The following is a 16294-nucleotide window of genomic DNA, read 5'->3' as shown; positions in this document are numbered from 1 at the left end:
CGGCGAAATAAGCATATAAATGCTTAAGGGATCACGATGCAGAACGGCGAAATGAAAGCCTGGCTGGATTCCTCTTACCTGGCAGGTGCAAACCAGTCCTGGATAGAGCAGCTCTATGAAGACTTCTTAACCGATCCTGACTCTGTTGATGCGCACTGGCGCTCAATGTTCCAGCAATTACCTGGAACCGGGGCCAAACCGGATCAATTCCATTCTAAAACACGTGATTATTTCCGTCGTCTGGCGAAGGATGCCTCACGTTATTCCACCGCAATTACCGACCCAGACACCGACGTTAAGCAAGTCAAAGTGTTGCAGCTTATCAACGCATGGCGTTTCCGTGGCCATCAGGTAGCAAATCTTGACCCGCTTGGCTTGTGGAAACAGGACGCGGTTCCCGATCTTGACCCGGCATTCCATAATCTGACCGATGCTGATCTTCAGGAAACTTTCAATGTGGGTTCTTTTGCCGGCGGCAAAGAAACCATGAAGCTTGCTGACCTGATTGATGCACTGAAGCAGACTTACGGCGGTTCGATCGGTGCGGAATATATGCACATCACCAACACCGAAGAAAAACGCTGGATTCAGCAGCGCATTGAATCGGTGGTGGGGCACTCGACGTTCACCCACGCTGAGAAAAAACGCTTCCTGCAAGAGTTGACTGCAGCAGAAGGCCTTGAGCGTTACCTGGGTGCGAAATTCCCGGGCGCGAAACGCTTCTCGCTGGAAGGCGGTGATGCACTGGTGCCAATGCTCAAAGAAATGATCCGCCATGCGGGCAAGAGCGGCACACGTGAAGTGGTTCTGGGCATGGCTCACCGTGGCCGTCTGAACGTACTGATCAACGTCCTGGGTAAAAAACCGCAGGAGTTGTTCGACGAATTCGCGGGTAAACATAAAGAACACCTCGGTACGGGTGATGTGAAGTACCACATGGGCTTCTCATCAGACGTCGAAACCGAAGGCGGCCTGGTTCACCTGGCGCTGGCGTTTAACCCGTCGCACCTCGAAATTGTAAGCCCGGTGGTTATCGGTTCTGTACGTGCTCGTTTGGATCGTCTTGATAAACCAGGTAGCAACCAGGTCCTGCCAATCACCATTCACGGTGATGCAGCAGTTGCAGGCCAGGGTGTGGTTCAGGAAACCCTGAACATGTCCAAAGCGCGTGGTTACGAAGTGGGCGGTACGGTTCGTATCGTTATCAACAACCAGATTGGTTTCACCACCTCCAACCCGCTGGATGCACGCTCCACACCATACTGTACCGATATCGGCAAAATGGTGATGGCACCGATTTTCCACGTGAATGCAGATGACCCGGAAGCGGTAGCGTTTGTTACCCGTCTGGCATTGGATTTCCGTAACACCTTTAAGCGCGACGTGTTTATCGACTTGGTTTGCTACCGTCGCCATGGTCATAACGAAGCTGATGAGCCAAGTGCAACTCAGCCAGTGATGTACCAGAAAATCAAAAAACACCCGACGCCACGCAAAATTTATGCTGACCGTCTGGATCAGGAAAAACTGGCCACGCTGGAAGATGCCACCGAAATGGTGAACCTCTATCGCGATGCGCTGGATGCTGGTGAGTGCGTGGTGGAAGAGTACCGTCCAATGAACATGCATTCCTTTACCTGGTCGCCGTACCTCAACCATGAGTGGGATGAGAGCTACCCGAACAAAGTAGAGATGAAGCGTTTGCAAGAACTGGCAAAACGCATCAGCAGCGCACCTGATACCGTTGAATTGCAGTCTCGCGTAGCGAAAATCTACAGTGACCGTATGGAAATGGCGAACGGTGCGAAGAAATTCGACTGGGGTGCAGCAGAAAACCTGGCGTACGCCACGCTGGTTGATGAAGGTGTTTCTGTCCGTTTGTCTGGTGAAGATGTGGGCCGTGGTACGTTCTTCCACCGTCATGCTGTGATTCACAACCAGACCAACGGTTCGACTTACACGCCTTTGCAACACGTGCACAACAGCCAGGGCGAGTTCAAAGTTTGGGACTCCGTACTCTCTGAAGAAGCTGTTCTGGCATTCGAATACGGTTATGCCACTGCTGAACCGCGTACGCTGACCATCTGGGAAGCTCAGTTTGGCGATTTCGCCAACGGTGCTCAGGTTGTTATCGACCAGTTCATCAGCTCCGGTGAGCAGAAATGGGGCCGTATGTGTGGCCTGGTTATGCTGCTGCCGCATGGTTACGAAGGTCAGGGCCCAGAGCACTCCTCGGCGCGTCTTGAGCGTTACCTCCAGCTGTGTGCTGAGCAGAACATGCAGGTTTGTGTGCCTTCTACTCCGGCGCAGGTTTACCACATGCTGCGTCGCCAGGCGCTGCGGGGTATGCGTCGTCCGCTGGTCGTCATGTCACCGAAATCCCTGTTGCGTCACCCACTGGCAGTCTCCACCATGGATGAACTGGCTAACGGTACCTTCCTGCCTGCGATTGGCGAAGTGGACGAGCTGGATCCGGCTGGCGTGAAACGTGTCGTAATGTGCTCTGGTAAAGTTTATTACGATTTGCTGGAGCAGCGTCGCAAGAACGACCAAAAAGATGTGGCGATTGTGCGCATCGAACAGTTGTATCCGTTCCCGCATCAGGCGATGCAGGAAGCATTAAAACCATTTGCTCACGTACATGATTTTGTTTGGTGCCAGGAAGAGCCGCTTAACCAAGGCGCATGGTATTGCAGTCAGCATCATTTCCGTGAAGTAGTTCCATTTGGATCAGGTCTGCGTTATGCAGGTCGTCCAGCCTCCGCATCACCTGCGGTAGGGTACTTGTCCGTTCACCAGAAACAGCAGCAAGATCTGGTTAATGACGCGCTGAACGTCGATTAATTAAAGGATAAAAAATGAGTAGCGTAGATATTCTAGTTCCTGACCTGCCTGAGTCCGTTGCCGATGCGACTGTTGCAACCTGGCATAAAAAACCGGGCGACACAGTGACCCGTGACGAAGTGCTGGTGGAAATCGAAACTGACAAAGTGGTACTGGAAGTACCGGCGTCGGCGGATGGTATTCTTGATGCTGTACTGGAAGATGAAGGGACTACGGTAACTTCTCGTCAAATCCTGGGTCGCCTGCGTGAAGGCAACAGCTCAGGTAAAGAGACATCAGCGAAAGCAGAAAGCAAAGAGTCTACTCCGGCACAACGCCAGCAGGCTTCTTTGGAAGAACAGAGCAATGACGCACTCAGCCCGGCGATTCGCCGCCTGATTGCAGAACATTCTCTGGATGCTAATGCCATTAAAGGCAGTGGTGTCGGCGGCCGTATCACCCGTGAAGATGTTGATAAGCATCTGACTGAGGCTAAATCCGCTCAACCAACTAAAGCGAAAGCTGCAGAAGAAACTAAAGCATCGGTAGCTCCACTGGCTGGCCGTAGCGAAAAACGCGTTCCGATGACTCGCCTGCGCAAACGCGTTGCTGAGCGTCTACTGGAAGCGAAAAACTCTACCGCGATGCTCACTACGTTTAACGAAGTGAACATGAAGCCAATCATGGAACTGCGTAAGCAGTACGGTGAATCTTTCGAAAAACGCCACGGTGTACGTCTGGGCTTCATGTCCTTCTACATCAAAGCGGTTGTTGAAGCGTTGAAACGCTACCCAGAAGTGAATGCTTCTATTGATGGCGAAGACGTGGTTTATCACAACTATTTCGACGTTAGTATCGCGGTTTCCACTCCGCGTGGCTTGGTAACACCAGTGCTGCGTGATGTTGATACCCTCGGTATGGCTGACATCGAAAAACGCATCAAAGAACTGGCTGTGAAAGGTCGTGACGGCAAACTGACTGTTGAAGACTTGATCGGCGGTAACTTCACTATCACTAACGGTGGTGTGTTCGGTTCCCTGATGTCTACCCCGATTATCAACCCGCCACAGAGCGCGATCCTCGGTATGCATGCCATTAAAGACAGGCCAATGGCAGTTGACGGTAAAGTTGAGATTTTGCCAATGATGTATCTGGCACTGTCTTACGATCACCGTCTGATCGATGGTCGCGAATCAGTGGGTTATCTGGTAGCAATCAAAGAATTGCTCGAAGACCCAACGCGTCTACTGCTGGACGTGTAGTACTAATCTCTACCTTACGGCCGCCATCATCGCTGATGGCGGCAAAATAAGTACCCTGAGCGTCAATGCTCCTTAGTCTTAATGGATAGAACTCATGAACTTACACGAGTATCAGGCGAAACAGTTATTTGCTCGATATGGCCTACCGGCACCTGTCGGTTACGCCTGCAACACCCCGCGTGAAGCGGAAGAAGCGGCATCCAAAATTGGTGCAGGTCCGTGGGTAGTAAAATGTCAGGTTCATGCCGGTGGTCGCGGTAAAGCGGGCGGCGTGAAAGTGGTACACAGCAAAGAAGACATCCGTGCTTTTGCTGAACACTGGCTGGGCAAACGCCTGGTAACGTACCAAACAGATGCGAATGGCCAGCCGGTTCACCAGATTCTGGTAGAAGCCGCGACTGACATCGACAAAGAACTGTATCTTGGCGCGGTGGTTGATCGTAGCTCCCGTCGCGTAGTGTTTATGGCGTCCACCGAAGGTGGCGTAGAAATTGAAAAAGTTGCGGAAGAAACCCCGCACCTTATCCACAAAGTGGCGATTGATCCACTGGCAGGCCCAATGCCTTACCAGGGACGTGAACTAGCGTTCAAACTGGGTCTGGAAGGTAAACAGGTTCAGCAGTTCACCAAAATCTTTATGGGTCTGGCGAACATTTTCCTGGATCGCGACCTGGCACTGATCGAAATCAACCCGCTGGTTATCACTAAGCAGGGTGATCTGGTATGCCTTGATGGCAAACTGGGTGCCGACGGCAACGCATTGTTCCGCCAGCCAGAGCTGCGCGAAATGCGTGACCCAAGCCAGGAAGATGCGCGTGAATCTCAGGCTGCACAGTGGGAACTGAACTACGTTGCTCTTGATGGCAATATCGGTTGCATGGTTAACGGTGCGGGCCTGGCAATGGGCACCATGGACATCGTTAAACTGCACGGCGGCGAACCAGCAAACTTCCTGGATGTTGGCGGCGGTGCAACTAAAGAACGCGTAACTGAAGCATTCAAAATCATTCTGTCTGACGACAAAGTGAAAGCCGTTCTGGTTAACATCTTCGGCGGTATTGTGCGCTGCGACCTTATCGCAGACGGCATCATCGGAGCAGTGGCAGAAGTGGGTGTTAACGTTCCAGTGGTTGTCCGTCTGGAAGGTAACAACGCGGAACTGGGTGCGAAGAAACTGGCAGATAGTGGCCTGAATATTATTGCAGCGAAAAGTCTGACGGATGCAGCACAGCAGGTTGTTGCTGCCGTGGAGGGGAAATAATGTCCATTTTGATCGATAAAAACACCAAGGTGATTTGCCAGGGTTTCACCGGCAGCCAGGGGACTTTCCACTCCGAGCAGGCGATTGCATACGGTACGCAAATGGTTGGCGGTGTTACGCCAGGCAAAGGTGGCACCGAGCATTTGGGTCTGCCAGTATTTAACACCGTGCGCGAAGCGGTAGAAGCGACTGGCGCAACAGCGTCTGTTATCTACGTTCCAGCACCGTTCTGCAAAGATTCTATTCTGGAAGCAATCGATGCTGGCATTAAGCTGATTATCACTATCACCGAAGGCATCCCAACGCTGGATATGCTGACAGTGAAAGTGAAACTGGACGAAGCTGGCGTGCGCATGATTGGGCCAAACTGCCCAGGCGTCATCACCCCAGGCGAGTGCAAAATCGGCATCATGCCTGGCCATATTCACCTGCCAGGTAAAGTGGGTATCGTTTCCCGTTCTGGCACGCTGACGTATGAAGCAGTTAAACAGACTACTGATATCGGTCTGGGCCAGTCTACTTGCGTAGGTATCGGCGGTGACCCAATTCCTGGTTCTAACTTTATCGATATTCTGAAGATGTTCCAGGAAGATCCGAAAACTGAAGCGATTGTCATGATCGGTGAGATCGGTGGTAGCGCAGAAGAAGAAGCAGCCGCTTACATCAAAGAGCATGTGACCAAGCCGGTAGTGGGTTATATCGCGGGTGTGACTGCGCCTAAAGGTAAGCGTATGGGCCACGCAGGTGCCATCATTGCCGGTGGTAAAGGTACTGCGGATGAGAAATTTGCAGCGCTGGAAGCCGCAGGCGTGAAAACCGTTCGCAGCCTGGCTGACATCGGTGTAGCCCTGAAATCTATTTTGCCTCAGTAATTAGAACTAATAATAAATGTTCGACATGGTTGGCCACTCTTTGAGTGGCCTTTTTTGTTCCAGGTAGTCCCATTTGATGTGATGTAGCAAAATTGACTGCTGGTGAGACGGCAGGGGCATTTAGCGTGCTTACGATGCCTTCAGTAGGATGTTTGCTCAGTGGCCTCAAAAGACTGTCGATCGTGATGTGCTGCAATTCTGCGTCTGTTAACGGCTGTGCCTTGCGCCGTAGCTCTCCAGATAGTTTTAGTCTCTTCTTTAAGGCTCACTTTTATGTGAGTTTTCTGTTTTTACGCACAGCACAGGGCATAGCTAACCTTATCAAAAACAATGATTTGTTAAATTAAATCAATTCATAAGTAAATTATTTGTTAATTACAGGTTGGAAATGAAATAAACCTAAGAAATACCGCGAAGTGATTAATACAAGCAACGACTAAGGGGCTGGGATTTAATTTTTGAATCATGCTTCAAATAAATAGCTTTTGTTTATAGTTATCATTCTTGTATTAACGAGCGAGCTTTTTGTAAAACATACTGTTAACAACAAATTCACCATTCACTGCAATGAGAAACTAAATTAACAATCACCAAATAAGTTGCGCTAGATCAATATGTAAAACTAGCAAGTGGTATGCGAAAGAGCGTAAATTGTTGCAGATCAAACTGGCTGGATGGTGACATTTTCGCTATAAATTGATCACTGTCGAGAAACGTAAATAACTCTAAGCAATTACCTGTTTATTGTAGGGAAATTGCAGGGTAATATATTTGCGGATTATTTTTGGTTTTTATTAACGTGTTTGTAACCTTTCATCTTTTTTCGTTACATGTAAATAAAATGACGAGGAGATGAAGTTTGGAAGCTAATGTTTTTGTATTAGGGCATGCGTTGTGGTTTTCCTTTCGGTTAACCACGGTCGGAGTCTTCATGCGAAGAGCAAGGAGTCAAGATGTTTGATATTGTCGAACTGTCGCGCTTACAGTTTGCCTTGACCGCGATGTACCACTTTCTGTTTGTGCCACTAACGCTCGGTATGGCGTTCTTGTTGGCCATCATGGAAACGGTATACGTTCTGTCAGGTAAGCAAATTTATAAAGATATGACCAAGTTCTGGGGCAAGTTGTTTGGTATCAACTTTGCTTTGGGTGTGGCCACTGGTTTAACCATGGAGTTCCAGTTCGGTACAAACTGGTCTTACTACTCACACTACGTGGGTGACATTTTTGGTGCCCCTCTGGCCATCGAAGGCTTGATGGCATTCTTCCTTGAATCCACCTTTGTAGGTCTGTTCTTCTTCGGCTGGGATCGCCTCGGTAAAGTTCAACACATGGCGGTAACCTGGCTGGTGGCACTTGGCTCCAACCTTTCTGCGTTGTGGATTCTGGTGGCGAACGGCTGGATGCAGAACCCGATTGCTGCCGACTTCAACTTCGAAACCATGCGTATGGAGATGGTTAGCTTCTCCGAGCTGGTGCTTAACCCTGTTGCTCAGGTGAAATTCGTTCACACCGTGGCTTCTGGCTATGTGTGTGGCGCGATGTTCATCCTTGGTATCAGCTCCTACTACCTGCTTAAAGGCCGTGACGTCGCGTTTGCGAAGCGCTCTTTTGCAATCGCTGCAAGCTTCGGTATGGCGGCAATCCTGTCTGTAATTGTGCTGGGTGATGAATCCGGTTACGAAATGGGTGACGTGCAGAAAACCAAGCTGGCCGCTATTGAAGCCGAGTGGGAAACTCAACCGGCTCCAGCAGCCTTTACGCTGTTTGGTATTCCAAATCAGGAAAAGCAAGAAAATAGCTATGCGATCCAGATCCCATATGCGCTTGGCATCATCGCTACTCGCTCTGTGGATAAGCAGGTTATTGGTCTGAAAGACCTGATGGTGCAACACGAAGAACGTATTCGTAACGGCATGAAGGCTTATAGCCTGCTGGAGCAGTTACGTGCAGGTTCTAAAGACCAGGCTGTCCGTGATGACTTCAATGCCATCAAGAAAGATCTGGGCTACGGTTTACTGTTGAAACGTTATACCCCGAACGTTGCTGACGCGACGGAAGAGCAAATTCAGCAAGCAACTAAAGACTCTATTCCACGCGTTGCTCCACTGTACTTCGCATTCCGTATCATGGTGGGTTGTGGCTTCTTGATGCTGTTTATCATCGCAGCTTCCTTCTGGACCGTGACACGAAACGCTATCGGTACGAAGACATGGCTGCTACGCGCGGCGCTCTATGGTATTCCGCTGCCATGGATTGCGATTGAATCTGGCTGGTTCGTTGCTGAATACGGTCGTCAACCGTGGGCTGTTGGTGAGGTACTGCCAACGGCCGTGGCCAACTCCTCTCTGACCGTGGGCGATTTGATCTTCTCCATGGTACTGATTTGCGGCCTTTACACGCTGTTTATGGTGGCGGAGCTGTTCCTGATGTTCAAATTTGCTCGCCTTGGGCCGAGCAGTCTGAAAACAGGTCGCTATCACTTTGAGCAGTCCAATGTGGCCTCTCAGCCGGCACGCTAAGACAGGAGTCGTCAAATGATCGATTATGAAGTATTGCGTTTTATCTGGTGGCTGCTGGTTGGCATTCTGCTGATTGGTTTTGCAGTCACCGATGGTTTTGATATGGGCGTGGGTATGTTGTCACGCATCATTGGCAAAACTGACGTTGAACGCCGCATTATGGTGAATTCCATCGCTCCTCACTGGGATGGCAACCAAGTGTGGCTCATTACTGCGGGTGGTGCGTTGTTTGCTGCCTGGCCAATGGTTTACGCAGCTGCGTTCTCCGGCTTCTATGTAGCAATGATTCTGGTGTTGGCTTCTTTGTTCTTCCGTCCAGTCGGTTTTGATTACCGTTCGAAGATTGAAGACATGCGCTGGCGCAACATGTGGGACTGGGGCATTTTCATCGGTAGCTTCGTGCCACCGTTGGTGATTGGTGTGGCGTTCGGCAACCTGTTGCAAGGCGTGCCTTTCCATGTTGATGACTATCTGCGTCTGTACTACACCGGTAACTTCTTCCAGTTGCTGAATCCGTTTGGCCTGTTGGCTGGTATTGTTAGCGTCTCAATGATTCTTGCTCAGGGTGCAACATACTTGCAAATGCGTACCGTGGGTGAACTTCACCTGCGTGCCAAAGCTGCGGCACAAATCGCAGCTCTGGTGATGATGGTGTGCTTTGCACTTGCTGGTGTTTGGGTCATTTACGGTATTGATGGCTACGTTGTGACTTCAGAATTGAATCACCACGCAGCATCTAATCCGCTGACTAAAGAAGTTGCGCGTCAGGCTGGTGCCTGGATGGTGAATTTCAACAATATGCCAATTCTGTGGCTCATCCCAACTCTGGGTGTGGTTCTGCCTTTGCTGACTGTGCTGATGTCTCGTCTTGAGAAAGGCGCGATGGCATTTGTGTTCTCCTCACTGACTCTGGCTTGTGTCATTCTGACTGCCGGTGTGGCGATGTTCCCGTTCGTGATGCCTTCTAGCACCATGTTGAACGCAAGCCTTACCATGTGGGATGCAACATCCAGCCAGTTGACATTGAATGTGATGACCTATGTTGCTGCGGTATTTGTACCGATCATTCTTATCTACACCACTTGGTGTTACTGGAAAATGTTCGGTCGAATCACTAAAGAACATATCGAAAGCAACACCCACTCTCTGTACTAAGTAAGGAGCTGATTATGTGGTACTTTGCATGGATTCTGGGGACGCTTCTTGCCTGTGCGTTTGGCATTATTACTGCGCTTGCGCTTGAGCACGTTGAAGCAGCTAAAGCCGGTAAAGAAGAACATTAATGGAAGCAATTATCGCAAAGCTGTATGCGGTAATGGATAAGAGCCCTTTAAGGGCTCTTTCCTTGATCATGGCATTAATCCTGGCCGGGTGTATGTTTTGGGACCCGTCCCGCTTTGCTGCAAAAACCAGTGAGCTGGCTATCTGGCATGGTTTCTTGCTGATGTGGGCTGTATGTACAGGTGTAATACATGGCGTGGGCTTTCGCCCTCGCAAGATGCTGTGGCAGGGCGTTTTTAGCCCGTTACCCGCGCAATTAGTCCTGCTAGCAGGGCTGGCTATTTTCTTCCTCTGATGCTTCTTTAGCCTTAAAATTTTTACATAATATTTATGGGCTTTAACAAGCCTATAAATATTTACCTAACGTTTAATGCAACCCATTCCCAACCCCCATCCTCTTGCGTATAGTAGCAACGTTTAATTGCATTACCGGGATGTAAAGTGAGTACAACGCTGTTTCGATGGCCGGTTCGTGTCTATTACGAAGACACTGACGCCGGTGGTGTGGTTTACCACGCCAGTTATGTTGCTTTTTATGAAAGAGCACGCACTGAGATGCTGCGCCATCACAAGTTCAACCAGCAAGATTTGTTGGCGGAGCGCGTCGCCTTTGTCGTTCGCAGGATGACTGTTGATTATCTTGCGCCTGCCCGACTTGACGATTTACTCGAAATCCAAAGTGAAATTACATCGATGCGTGGTACCTCTATGGTATTTACACAGCGAATCGTCAATGCCGATAATCAGGTACTCAACGAAGCTGAGGTCCTGATTGTTTGCGTTGATCCACACCTAATGAAGCCTCGTGCGCTTCCCAAGTCTATTGTCGCGGAGTTCAAGCAGTGACTGACATGAATATCCTTGATTTGTTCCTGAAGGCAAGCCTTCTGGTCAAATTCATCATGTTGATTTTGATTGGTTTTTCCATTGCATCATGGGCAATCATTATTCAGCGTACGCGCATCCTCAATGCGGCTACTCGTGAAGCAGAAGCATTTGAAGATAAGTTCTGGTCGGGCATTGAATTGTCCCGTCTCTATCAGGAAAGCCAGGGCCGCCGTGACAATCTTGTAGGCTCGGAACAAATTTTCTATTCGGGTTTTAAAGAGTTTGCCCGACTGCATCGTGCTAACACTCATGCACCTGAAGCAGTCGTCGAAGGGGCATCTCGCGCCATGCGTATTTCCATGAGCCGTGAGCTGGAAACGCTGGAAACGCATATTCCTTTCCTCGGAACTGTGGGCTCCATCAGCCCTTATATCGGTCTGTTTGGTACGGTTTGGGGGATCATGCACGCCTTTATCGCACTCGGTGCGGTGAAACAAGCGACGTTGCAGATGGTTGCGCCAGGTATCGCAGAGGCACTAATTGCTACCGCAATTGGTCTGTTCGCTGCAATTCCTGCGGTTATGGCGTATAACCGCCTGAACCAACGCGTGAACAAACTGGAATTGAATTACGACAACTTCATGGAAGAGTTCACGGCTATCCTGCACCGTCAGGCTTTTACCAGCAGCGATAAGCAGTAAGGGGTAAGTCATGGCCAGACGTGGACGGGGACGTGGTCGTCGAGAATTAAAGTCAGAAATTAACATCGTGCCTTTGCTGGACGTATTGTTGGTTCTGTTGCTTATTTTTATGGCAACGGCACCCATCATTACGCAAAGCGTTGAGGTTGATTTACCGGATGCGACAGATTCGCAAACGGTAAGTAGCAACGATGAGCCACCGGTCATTATTGAAGTGTCCGGGGTAGGGCAGTACAGCGTGGTGGTTGAGAAGGATCGTATGGACCAGTTGCCATCTGAACAGGTTATTGCGGAAGCACAGCGTCGTTTACAAGCAAATCCGAAAACGGTCTTTTTGATCGGGGGTGCTAAAGATGTTCCTTATGAGGAAATTATCAAAGCACTTAACATGCTGCACAGTGCAGGTGTTAAATCCGTCGGTTTGATGACGCAGCCAATCTGATCCATCTCGCTATATTTGGGAACCGATAGTGTCAAAGGCAACCACAGAAAACGATAAGCTCAAGCGCGCGATAATCGTCTCAGTGATCCTGCATATCATCTTGATTGCAATCCTGATTTGGAGTTCGTTTGACGAGCACATCGACGCCAGCGCTGGTGGCGGTGGGGGTTCGGCTATTGACGCGGTCATGGTCGACCCAGGTGCTGTTGTGCAGCAATATAATCGTCAGCAACAACAGCAGGCGAGCAGTAAACGTGCGACAGAACAACGCGAGAAACAAGCGCAACAACAGGCCGAAGAACTCCAGGAAAAACAGGCTGCTGAACAACAGCGTCTGAAGCAACTGGAGAAAGAACGCCTCGAAGCGCAGGAACAAGCGAAGCAGCAAGCAGATCAGCAGAAACAAGCGCAAGAAGCGGCTAAAGAAGCGCAGGAGCAACAAAAGCAAGCTGAAGCGGCTGCGGCGAAAGCCAAAGCGGACGCTAAAGCTCAAGCGGATGCTCAGGCAAAATCTCAAGCTGATGCTCAGGCTAAGGCTGCGGAAGAGGCTGCGAAGAAAGCGCAAGCGGATGCACAGAAGAAAGCGACTGAAGAAGCGGCTAAAAAAGCTGCTGATGCAGAGAAAAAAGCAGTAGCTGCAGCGGCGGCTGCTGCGAAAAAATCTGAGCAAGAAGCTGAGAAGAAAACCGCAGATGCTGCTGCTAAGAAAGCCGCAGATGCTGAGAAGAAAGCTGCCGCAGAAGCTGCTAAAAAAGAAGCTGCAGCAACTGCTGCTGCGGAAAAAGCGGCTTCTGAAAAAGCTGCGGCTGATAAAGCTGCTGCAAAAGGTGCCGCTGATAAGAAAGCGGCAGCGGATGCTAAGAAAAAGGCAGCAGCTGATAAAGCAGCTGCTGCTGGTGTTGACGACCTGTTTGGCGATTTGAGCTCGGGTAAGAATGCACCGAAAACTGGTGCAGGAGCGAAAGGAGATAGCGCAGCTGCCGCCGGGAAAGGGAATAATAAAAATAATGGCGCTTCTGGTGCCGAAATCAATGGCTACGCAGGTCAGATAAAAGCGGCAATTGAAAGTAAGTTCTACAACGATCCTTCATTTGCTGGTAAGACTTGTTCATTGCGTGTGAAATTGGCACCTGATGGAATGTTGCTTGATATCAAATCAGAAGGTGGCGACCCGGCTCTGTGTCAGGCTGCCATCGCGGCAGCGCGTCTGGCTAAGATTCCGAAGCCGCCAAGTCAGGACGTTTATGAAGTTTTCAAAAACGCCCCTATCGACTTTAAGCCATAGTAAAATTTTCCTTTCGAAAGAGGGGAAAACTAACCAGGCTGAGTCGCAGGGTTTTGGTAGTTTTGTGTATTTGAGTTTGTTAACATTCTGCTAAATTATCGCGGGCTTTGGGTCCAGATAAGGGAGATATGATGAAGCAGGCATTTCGAGTAGCATTAAGTTTCTTAATGCTGTGGGCAGCAGTGCTGCACGCAGAAGTTCGTATTGAAATCACCCAAGGGGTGGATTCAGCACGTCCAATTGGTGTAGCGCCGTTCAAATGGGCAGGCCCAGGTGCTGCACCGGAAGATATTGGTGGCATCGTTGCTGCTGATTTACGTAACAGTGGCAAATTCAATCCATTAGATCGTTCACGTTTACCGCAGCAACCTGGCTCCGCTCAGGAAGTGCAACCGGCCGCGTGGACCGCCCTGGGGATTGACGCTGTCGTTGTTGGCCAAGTCACGCCAAACGGTGATGGTAGCTATACCGTGGCTTATCAGTTGGTTGATACCTCTGGCGCGCCTGGTACTGTGCTGGCACAAAACTCCTACAAAGTGAACAAACAATGGCTTCGCTATGCTGGTCATACCGCAAGCGACGAAGTGTTTGAAAAACTGGCTGGTATCAAAGGTGCATTCCGTACTCGTATCGCTTACGTAGTACAGACTAACGGCGGCCAGTTCCCATATGAACTGCGCGTGTCTGATTACGATGGCTACAACCAGTTTGTGGTTCACCGTTCTCCTCAGCCGTTAATGTCACCAGCCTGGTCTCCAGACGGTAGCAAGCTGGCATATGTAACGTTTGAAAGTGGTCGTTCAGCGCTGGTCATCCAGACTCTGGCGAATGGCGCAGTGCGTCAGGTAGCTTCATTCCCACGTCATAACGGGGCTCCAGCGTTCTCTCCAGATGGCAGCAAACTGGCCTTCGCATTGTCGAAAACCGGTAGCCTGAATCTGTATGTGATGGACATTGGTTCTGGTCAGATTCGTCAGGTAACTGATGGTCGCAGTAACAATACTGAACCAACCTGGTTCCCGGACAGCCAAAACCTGGCTTACACCTCCGATCAGGCTGGCCGTCCACAGATTTATAAAGTGAATGTAAATGGCGGTGCTCCACAACGTATTTCTTGGGAAGGTTCTCAGAACCAGGATTCCGATGTGAGTTCCGATGGTAAGTTTATGGTGATGGTGAGCTCCAATGGTGGGCAACAACACATCGCCAAACAGGATCTGGTAGCGGGTGGCGTACAAACTTTATCGTCAACGTTCCTGGATGAAACGCCAAGTCTGGCACCTAACGGCACGATGGTAATCTACAGCTCTTCTCAGGGGATGGGATCTGTGCTGAATCTGGTCTCAACAGATGGGCGTTTCAAAGCGCGTCTTCCGGCAACCGATGGTCAGGTTAAATTCCCTGCCTGGTCGCCGTATCTGTGATAATAAAATATTAAAGGATCAAAGAAATGCAACTGAACAAAGTGCTGAAAGGGCTGATGCTGGCACTGCCTGTTATGGCAATCGCTGCGTGTAGTTCTAACAAGAGCGCCAACAACGAGAGCGGCGAAGGTATGCTGGGCGCCGGCACTGGTATGGACGCTAACGGTAGCAATGGCAACATGTCATCTGAAGAACAGGCTCGCCTGCAGATGCAACAGCTGCAACAGAACAACATCGTATACTTCGGTCTGGACAAATATGATGTGAGCTCTGAATTTGCTGCAATGCTGGATGCGCACGCAAACTTCCTGCGTAGCAACCCATCTTACAAAGTGACTGTTGAAGGTCATGCGGACGAACGTGGCACCCCGGAATACAACATTTCCTTGGGCGAGCGTCGTGCTAGCGCTGTTAAGATGTACCTGCAAGGTAAAGGCGTTTCTGCAGACCAGATCTCCATCGTTTCTTATGGTAAAGAAAAACCAGCAGTACTGGGTCATGACGAAGCGGCTTACGCTAAAAACCGTCGTGCCGTACTGGTTTACTAAGAGAACTGCATGAACAGTAACCTCAGACATCACTTGTTGAGTCTGTCGTTACTGGTTGGCATAGCGGCCCCCTGGGCCGCTACTGCTCAGGCGCCAATCAGTAGTGTCGGCTCAGGCTCGGTCGAAGACCGTGTCACCCAACTCGAGCGTATTTCTAACGCTCATAGTCAACTTTTAACCCAACTCCAGCAACAACTCTCTGATAATCAAAATGATATTGATTCCCTGCGTGGTCAAATTCAGGAAAACCAATACCAATTGAATCAGGTCGTTGAACGCCAGAAGCAAATTTTATTGCAGATAGACAGCCTCGGCAGCGGTGCTGCGGCAGGACAAGCGGCTGGTAGTACCGATCAAGGTGTAGCTGCTACAGCTTCACCTGACGCGGGTGCGGCAGCAAATGGACCGGCAGCAGCGCCTACGCAAGGCGGTGACGCTAACAGCGACTACAATGCCGCTATTGCCATGGTGCAGGATAAGTCCCGTCAGGACGAAGCCATTGCTGCATTTCAGAGTTTTGTTAAGAAATACCCCGATTCAACTTACCAGCCAAATGCCAATTACTGGCTGGGGCAGTTGAATTACAACAAAGGGAAAAAGGATGATGCGGCGTTTTATTTTGCCTCTGTGGTGAAAAATTTCCCGAAATCACCTAAGGCCCCGGACGCAATGTTTAAAGTCGGTGTGATCATGCAAGACAAAGGCGATACTGCAAAAGCGAAAGCTGTGTATCAACAAGTGATCAAACAGTTCCCAAATACCGATGGTGCAAAACAGGCACAAAAACGTCTGAATGCAATGTAATGTTCGCTGCCTGACCAGATATTGCTGTTTTTCCGGTCAGGCTGTGCGAAACGCAAGCAGTTGAGTGATCTGGATCGAAATTCTTGTTGCGTCAAAATCTTAAATCAGTAATATATGCCGCCGTTGCCAAGGGATATCAAACAGCCTGAAAGCGACACGAAAATGGGGCGTTAGCTCAGTTGGTAGAGCAGTTGACTTTTAATCAATTGGTCGCAGGTTCGAATCCTGCACGCCCCACCAA

15 protein-coding genes and 1 tRNA gene are annotated in these 16294 nt (G+C 49.9%); all 16 read left to right on the top strand.

All coding sequences use genetic code 11. From position 1 onward, the window contains the following. Positions 1-36 precede the first annotated feature (36 nt). Positions 37-2844, top strand: a complete 2808-nt coding sequence (sucA, locus tag FH968_RS17130; protein ID WP_139881759.1) for a 2-oxoglutarate dehydrogenase E1 component — start codon at positions 37-39, stop codon at positions 2842-2844. Between the two features lie 14 nt (positions 2845-2858). After that, positions 2859-4085: a 2-oxoglutarate dehydrogenase complex dihydrolipoyllysine-residue succinyltransferase gene (gene odhB, locus FH968_RS17125; protein WP_139881757.1), complete on the top strand. Its 1227-nt coding sequence runs from the start codon at positions 2859-2861 to the stop codon at positions 4083-4085. A gap of 94 nt (positions 4086-4179) precedes the next feature. Further along, on the top strand, positions 4180-5346 hold the full coding sequence (gene sucC / locus FH968_RS17120; RefSeq protein WP_139881755.1) for an ADP-forming succinate--CoA ligase subunit beta: 1167 nt from the start codon (positions 4180-4182) through the stop codon (positions 5344-5346). Next, positions 5346-6218: a succinate--CoA ligase subunit alpha gene (sucD, locus tag FH968_RS17115; RefSeq protein ID WP_139881753.1), complete on the top strand. Its 873-nt coding sequence runs from the start codon at positions 5346-5348 to the stop codon at positions 6216-6218. Before sucC ends, sucD begins: the two co-directional genes overlap by 1 nt. A gap of 953 nt (positions 6219-7171) precedes the next feature. Beyond that, positions 7172-8740 (top strand): cytochrome ubiquinol oxidase subunit I, encoded by a 1569-nt coding sequence (cydA, locus tag FH968_RS17110; RefSeq protein WP_139881751.1) that lies wholly within the window; start codon positions 7172-7174, stop codon positions 8738-8740. Between the two features lie 15 nt (positions 8741-8755). Beyond that, entirely contained in the window at positions 8756-9895 is a 1140-nt protein-coding gene (cydB, locus tag FH968_RS17105; protein ID WP_139881749.1) for a cytochrome d ubiquinol oxidase subunit II, read from the top strand. A 14-nt stretch (positions 9896-9909) separates the two neighbouring features. Further along, positions 9910-10023, top strand: a complete 114-nt coding sequence (gene cydX / locus FH968_RS17100; RefSeq protein ID WP_064544874.1) for a cytochrome bd-I oxidase subunit CydX — start codon at positions 9910-9912, stop codon at positions 10021-10023. Further along, entirely contained in the window at positions 10023-10316 is a 294-nt protein-coding gene (ybgE, locus tag FH968_RS17095; RefSeq protein ID WP_139881747.1) for a cyd operon protein YbgE, read from the top strand. Before cydX ends, ybgE begins: the two co-directional genes overlap by 1 nt. A 146-nt stretch (positions 10317-10462) precedes the next feature. After that, positions 10463-10867, top strand: coding sequence for a tol-pal system-associated acyl-CoA thioesterase (ybgC, locus tag FH968_RS17090; protein ID WP_139881745.1), 405 nt, complete (start codon positions 10463-10465; stop codon positions 10865-10867). Then, positions 10864-11550: a Tol-Pal system protein TolQ gene (gene tolQ / locus FH968_RS17085; RefSeq protein ID WP_139881743.1), complete on the top strand. Its 687-nt coding sequence runs from the start codon at positions 10864-10866 to the stop codon at positions 11548-11550. Before ybgC ends, tolQ begins: the two co-directional genes overlap by 4 nt. A 10-nt stretch (positions 11551-11560) precedes the next feature. Beyond that, complete coding sequence (gene tolR / locus FH968_RS17080; protein WP_034497142.1) at positions 11561-11992, top strand: colicin uptake protein TolR; 432 nt, start codon at positions 11561-11563, stop codon at positions 11990-11992. A gap of 28 nt (positions 11993-12020) precedes the next feature. Then, a complete protein-coding gene (gene tolA / locus FH968_RS17075) occupies positions 12021-13277 on the top strand; it encodes a cell envelope integrity protein TolA (RefSeq protein ID WP_139881741.1) in 1257 nt (418 codons plus the stop codon). Between the two features lie 131 nt (positions 13278-13408). Further along, complete coding sequence (gene tolB / locus FH968_RS17070) at positions 13409-14701, top strand: Tol-Pal system beta propeller repeat protein TolB (RefSeq protein ID WP_139881739.1); 1293 nt, start codon at positions 13409-13411, stop codon at positions 14699-14701. A 26-nt stretch (positions 14702-14727) separates the two neighbouring features. After that, positions 14728-15249 (top strand): peptidoglycan-associated lipoprotein Pal, encoded by a 522-nt coding sequence (pal, locus tag FH968_RS17065; protein WP_064544887.1) that lies wholly within the window; start codon positions 14728-14730, stop codon positions 15247-15249. A gap of 9 nt (positions 15250-15258) precedes the next feature. Continuing rightward, the gene (cpoB, locus tag FH968_RS17060; protein WP_139881737.1) at positions 15259-16053 is read left to right on the top strand and encodes a cell division protein CpoB; all 795 of its coding nucleotides are present in this window, start codon (positions 15259-15261) and stop codon (positions 16051-16053) included. Between the two features lie 164 nt (positions 16054-16217). Then, a tRNA-Lys gene (locus FH968_RS17055) sits at positions 16218-16293 on the top strand. Position 16294 lies beyond the last annotated feature (1 nt).

The organism is Buttiauxella sp. B2 (assembly GCF_006376615.1).
In the GTDB taxonomy this organism is placed as follows: domain Bacteria; phylum Pseudomonadota; class Gammaproteobacteria; order Enterobacterales; family Enterobacteriaceae; genus Buttiauxella.
The sequence above is the reverse complement of the archived record's forward strand: the minus strand, read 5'-3'. Positions and strand labels throughout refer to the sequence as shown.

What these genes read in the sequence shown, in the direction of transcription:
- tolR (WP_034497142.1), top strand. Translation starts at nt 11,561, where the DNA reads ATGGCCAGACGTGGACGGGGACGTGGTCGTCGAGAATTAAAGTCAGAA.
- tolB (WP_139881739.1), top strand. Translation starts at nt 13,409, where the DNA reads ATGAAGCAGGCATTTCGAGTAGCATTAAGTTTCTTAATGCTGTGGGCA.
- cpoB (WP_139881737.1), top strand. Translation starts at nt 15,259, where the DNA reads ATGAACAGTAACCTCAGACATCACTTGTTGAGTCTGTCGTTACTGGTT.
- cydA (WP_139881751.1), top strand. Translation starts at nt 7,172, where the DNA reads ATGTTTGATATTGTCGAACTGTCGCGCTTACAGTTTGCCTTGACCGCG.
- cydX (WP_064544874.1), top strand. Translation starts at nt 9,910, where the DNA reads ATGTGGTACTTTGCATGGATTCTGGGGACGCTTCTTGCCTGTGCGTTT.
- sucA (WP_139881759.1), top strand. Translation starts at nt 37, where the DNA reads ATGCAGAACGGCGAAATGAAAGCCTGGCTGGATTCCTCTTACCTGGCA.
- sucC (WP_139881755.1), top strand. Translation starts at nt 4,180, where the DNA reads ATGAACTTACACGAGTATCAGGCGAAACAGTTATTTGCTCGATATGGC.
- cydB (WP_139881749.1), top strand. Translation starts at nt 8,756, where the DNA reads ATGATCGATTATGAAGTATTGCGTTTTATCTGGTGGCTGCTGGTTGGC.
- odhB (WP_139881757.1), top strand. Translation starts at nt 2,859, where the DNA reads ATGAGTAGCGTAGATATTCTAGTTCCTGACCTGCCTGAGTCCGTTGCC.
- ybgE (WP_139881747.1), top strand. Translation starts at nt 10,023, where the DNA reads ATGGAAGCAATTATCGCAAAGCTGTATGCGGTAATGGATAAGAGCCCT.
- pal (WP_064544887.1), top strand. Translation starts at nt 14,728, where the DNA reads ATGCAACTGAACAAAGTGCTGAAAGGGCTGATGCTGGCACTGCCTGTT.
- sucD (WP_139881753.1), top strand. Translation starts at nt 5,346, where the DNA reads ATGTCCATTTTGATCGATAAAAACACCAAGGTGATTTGCCAGGGTTTC.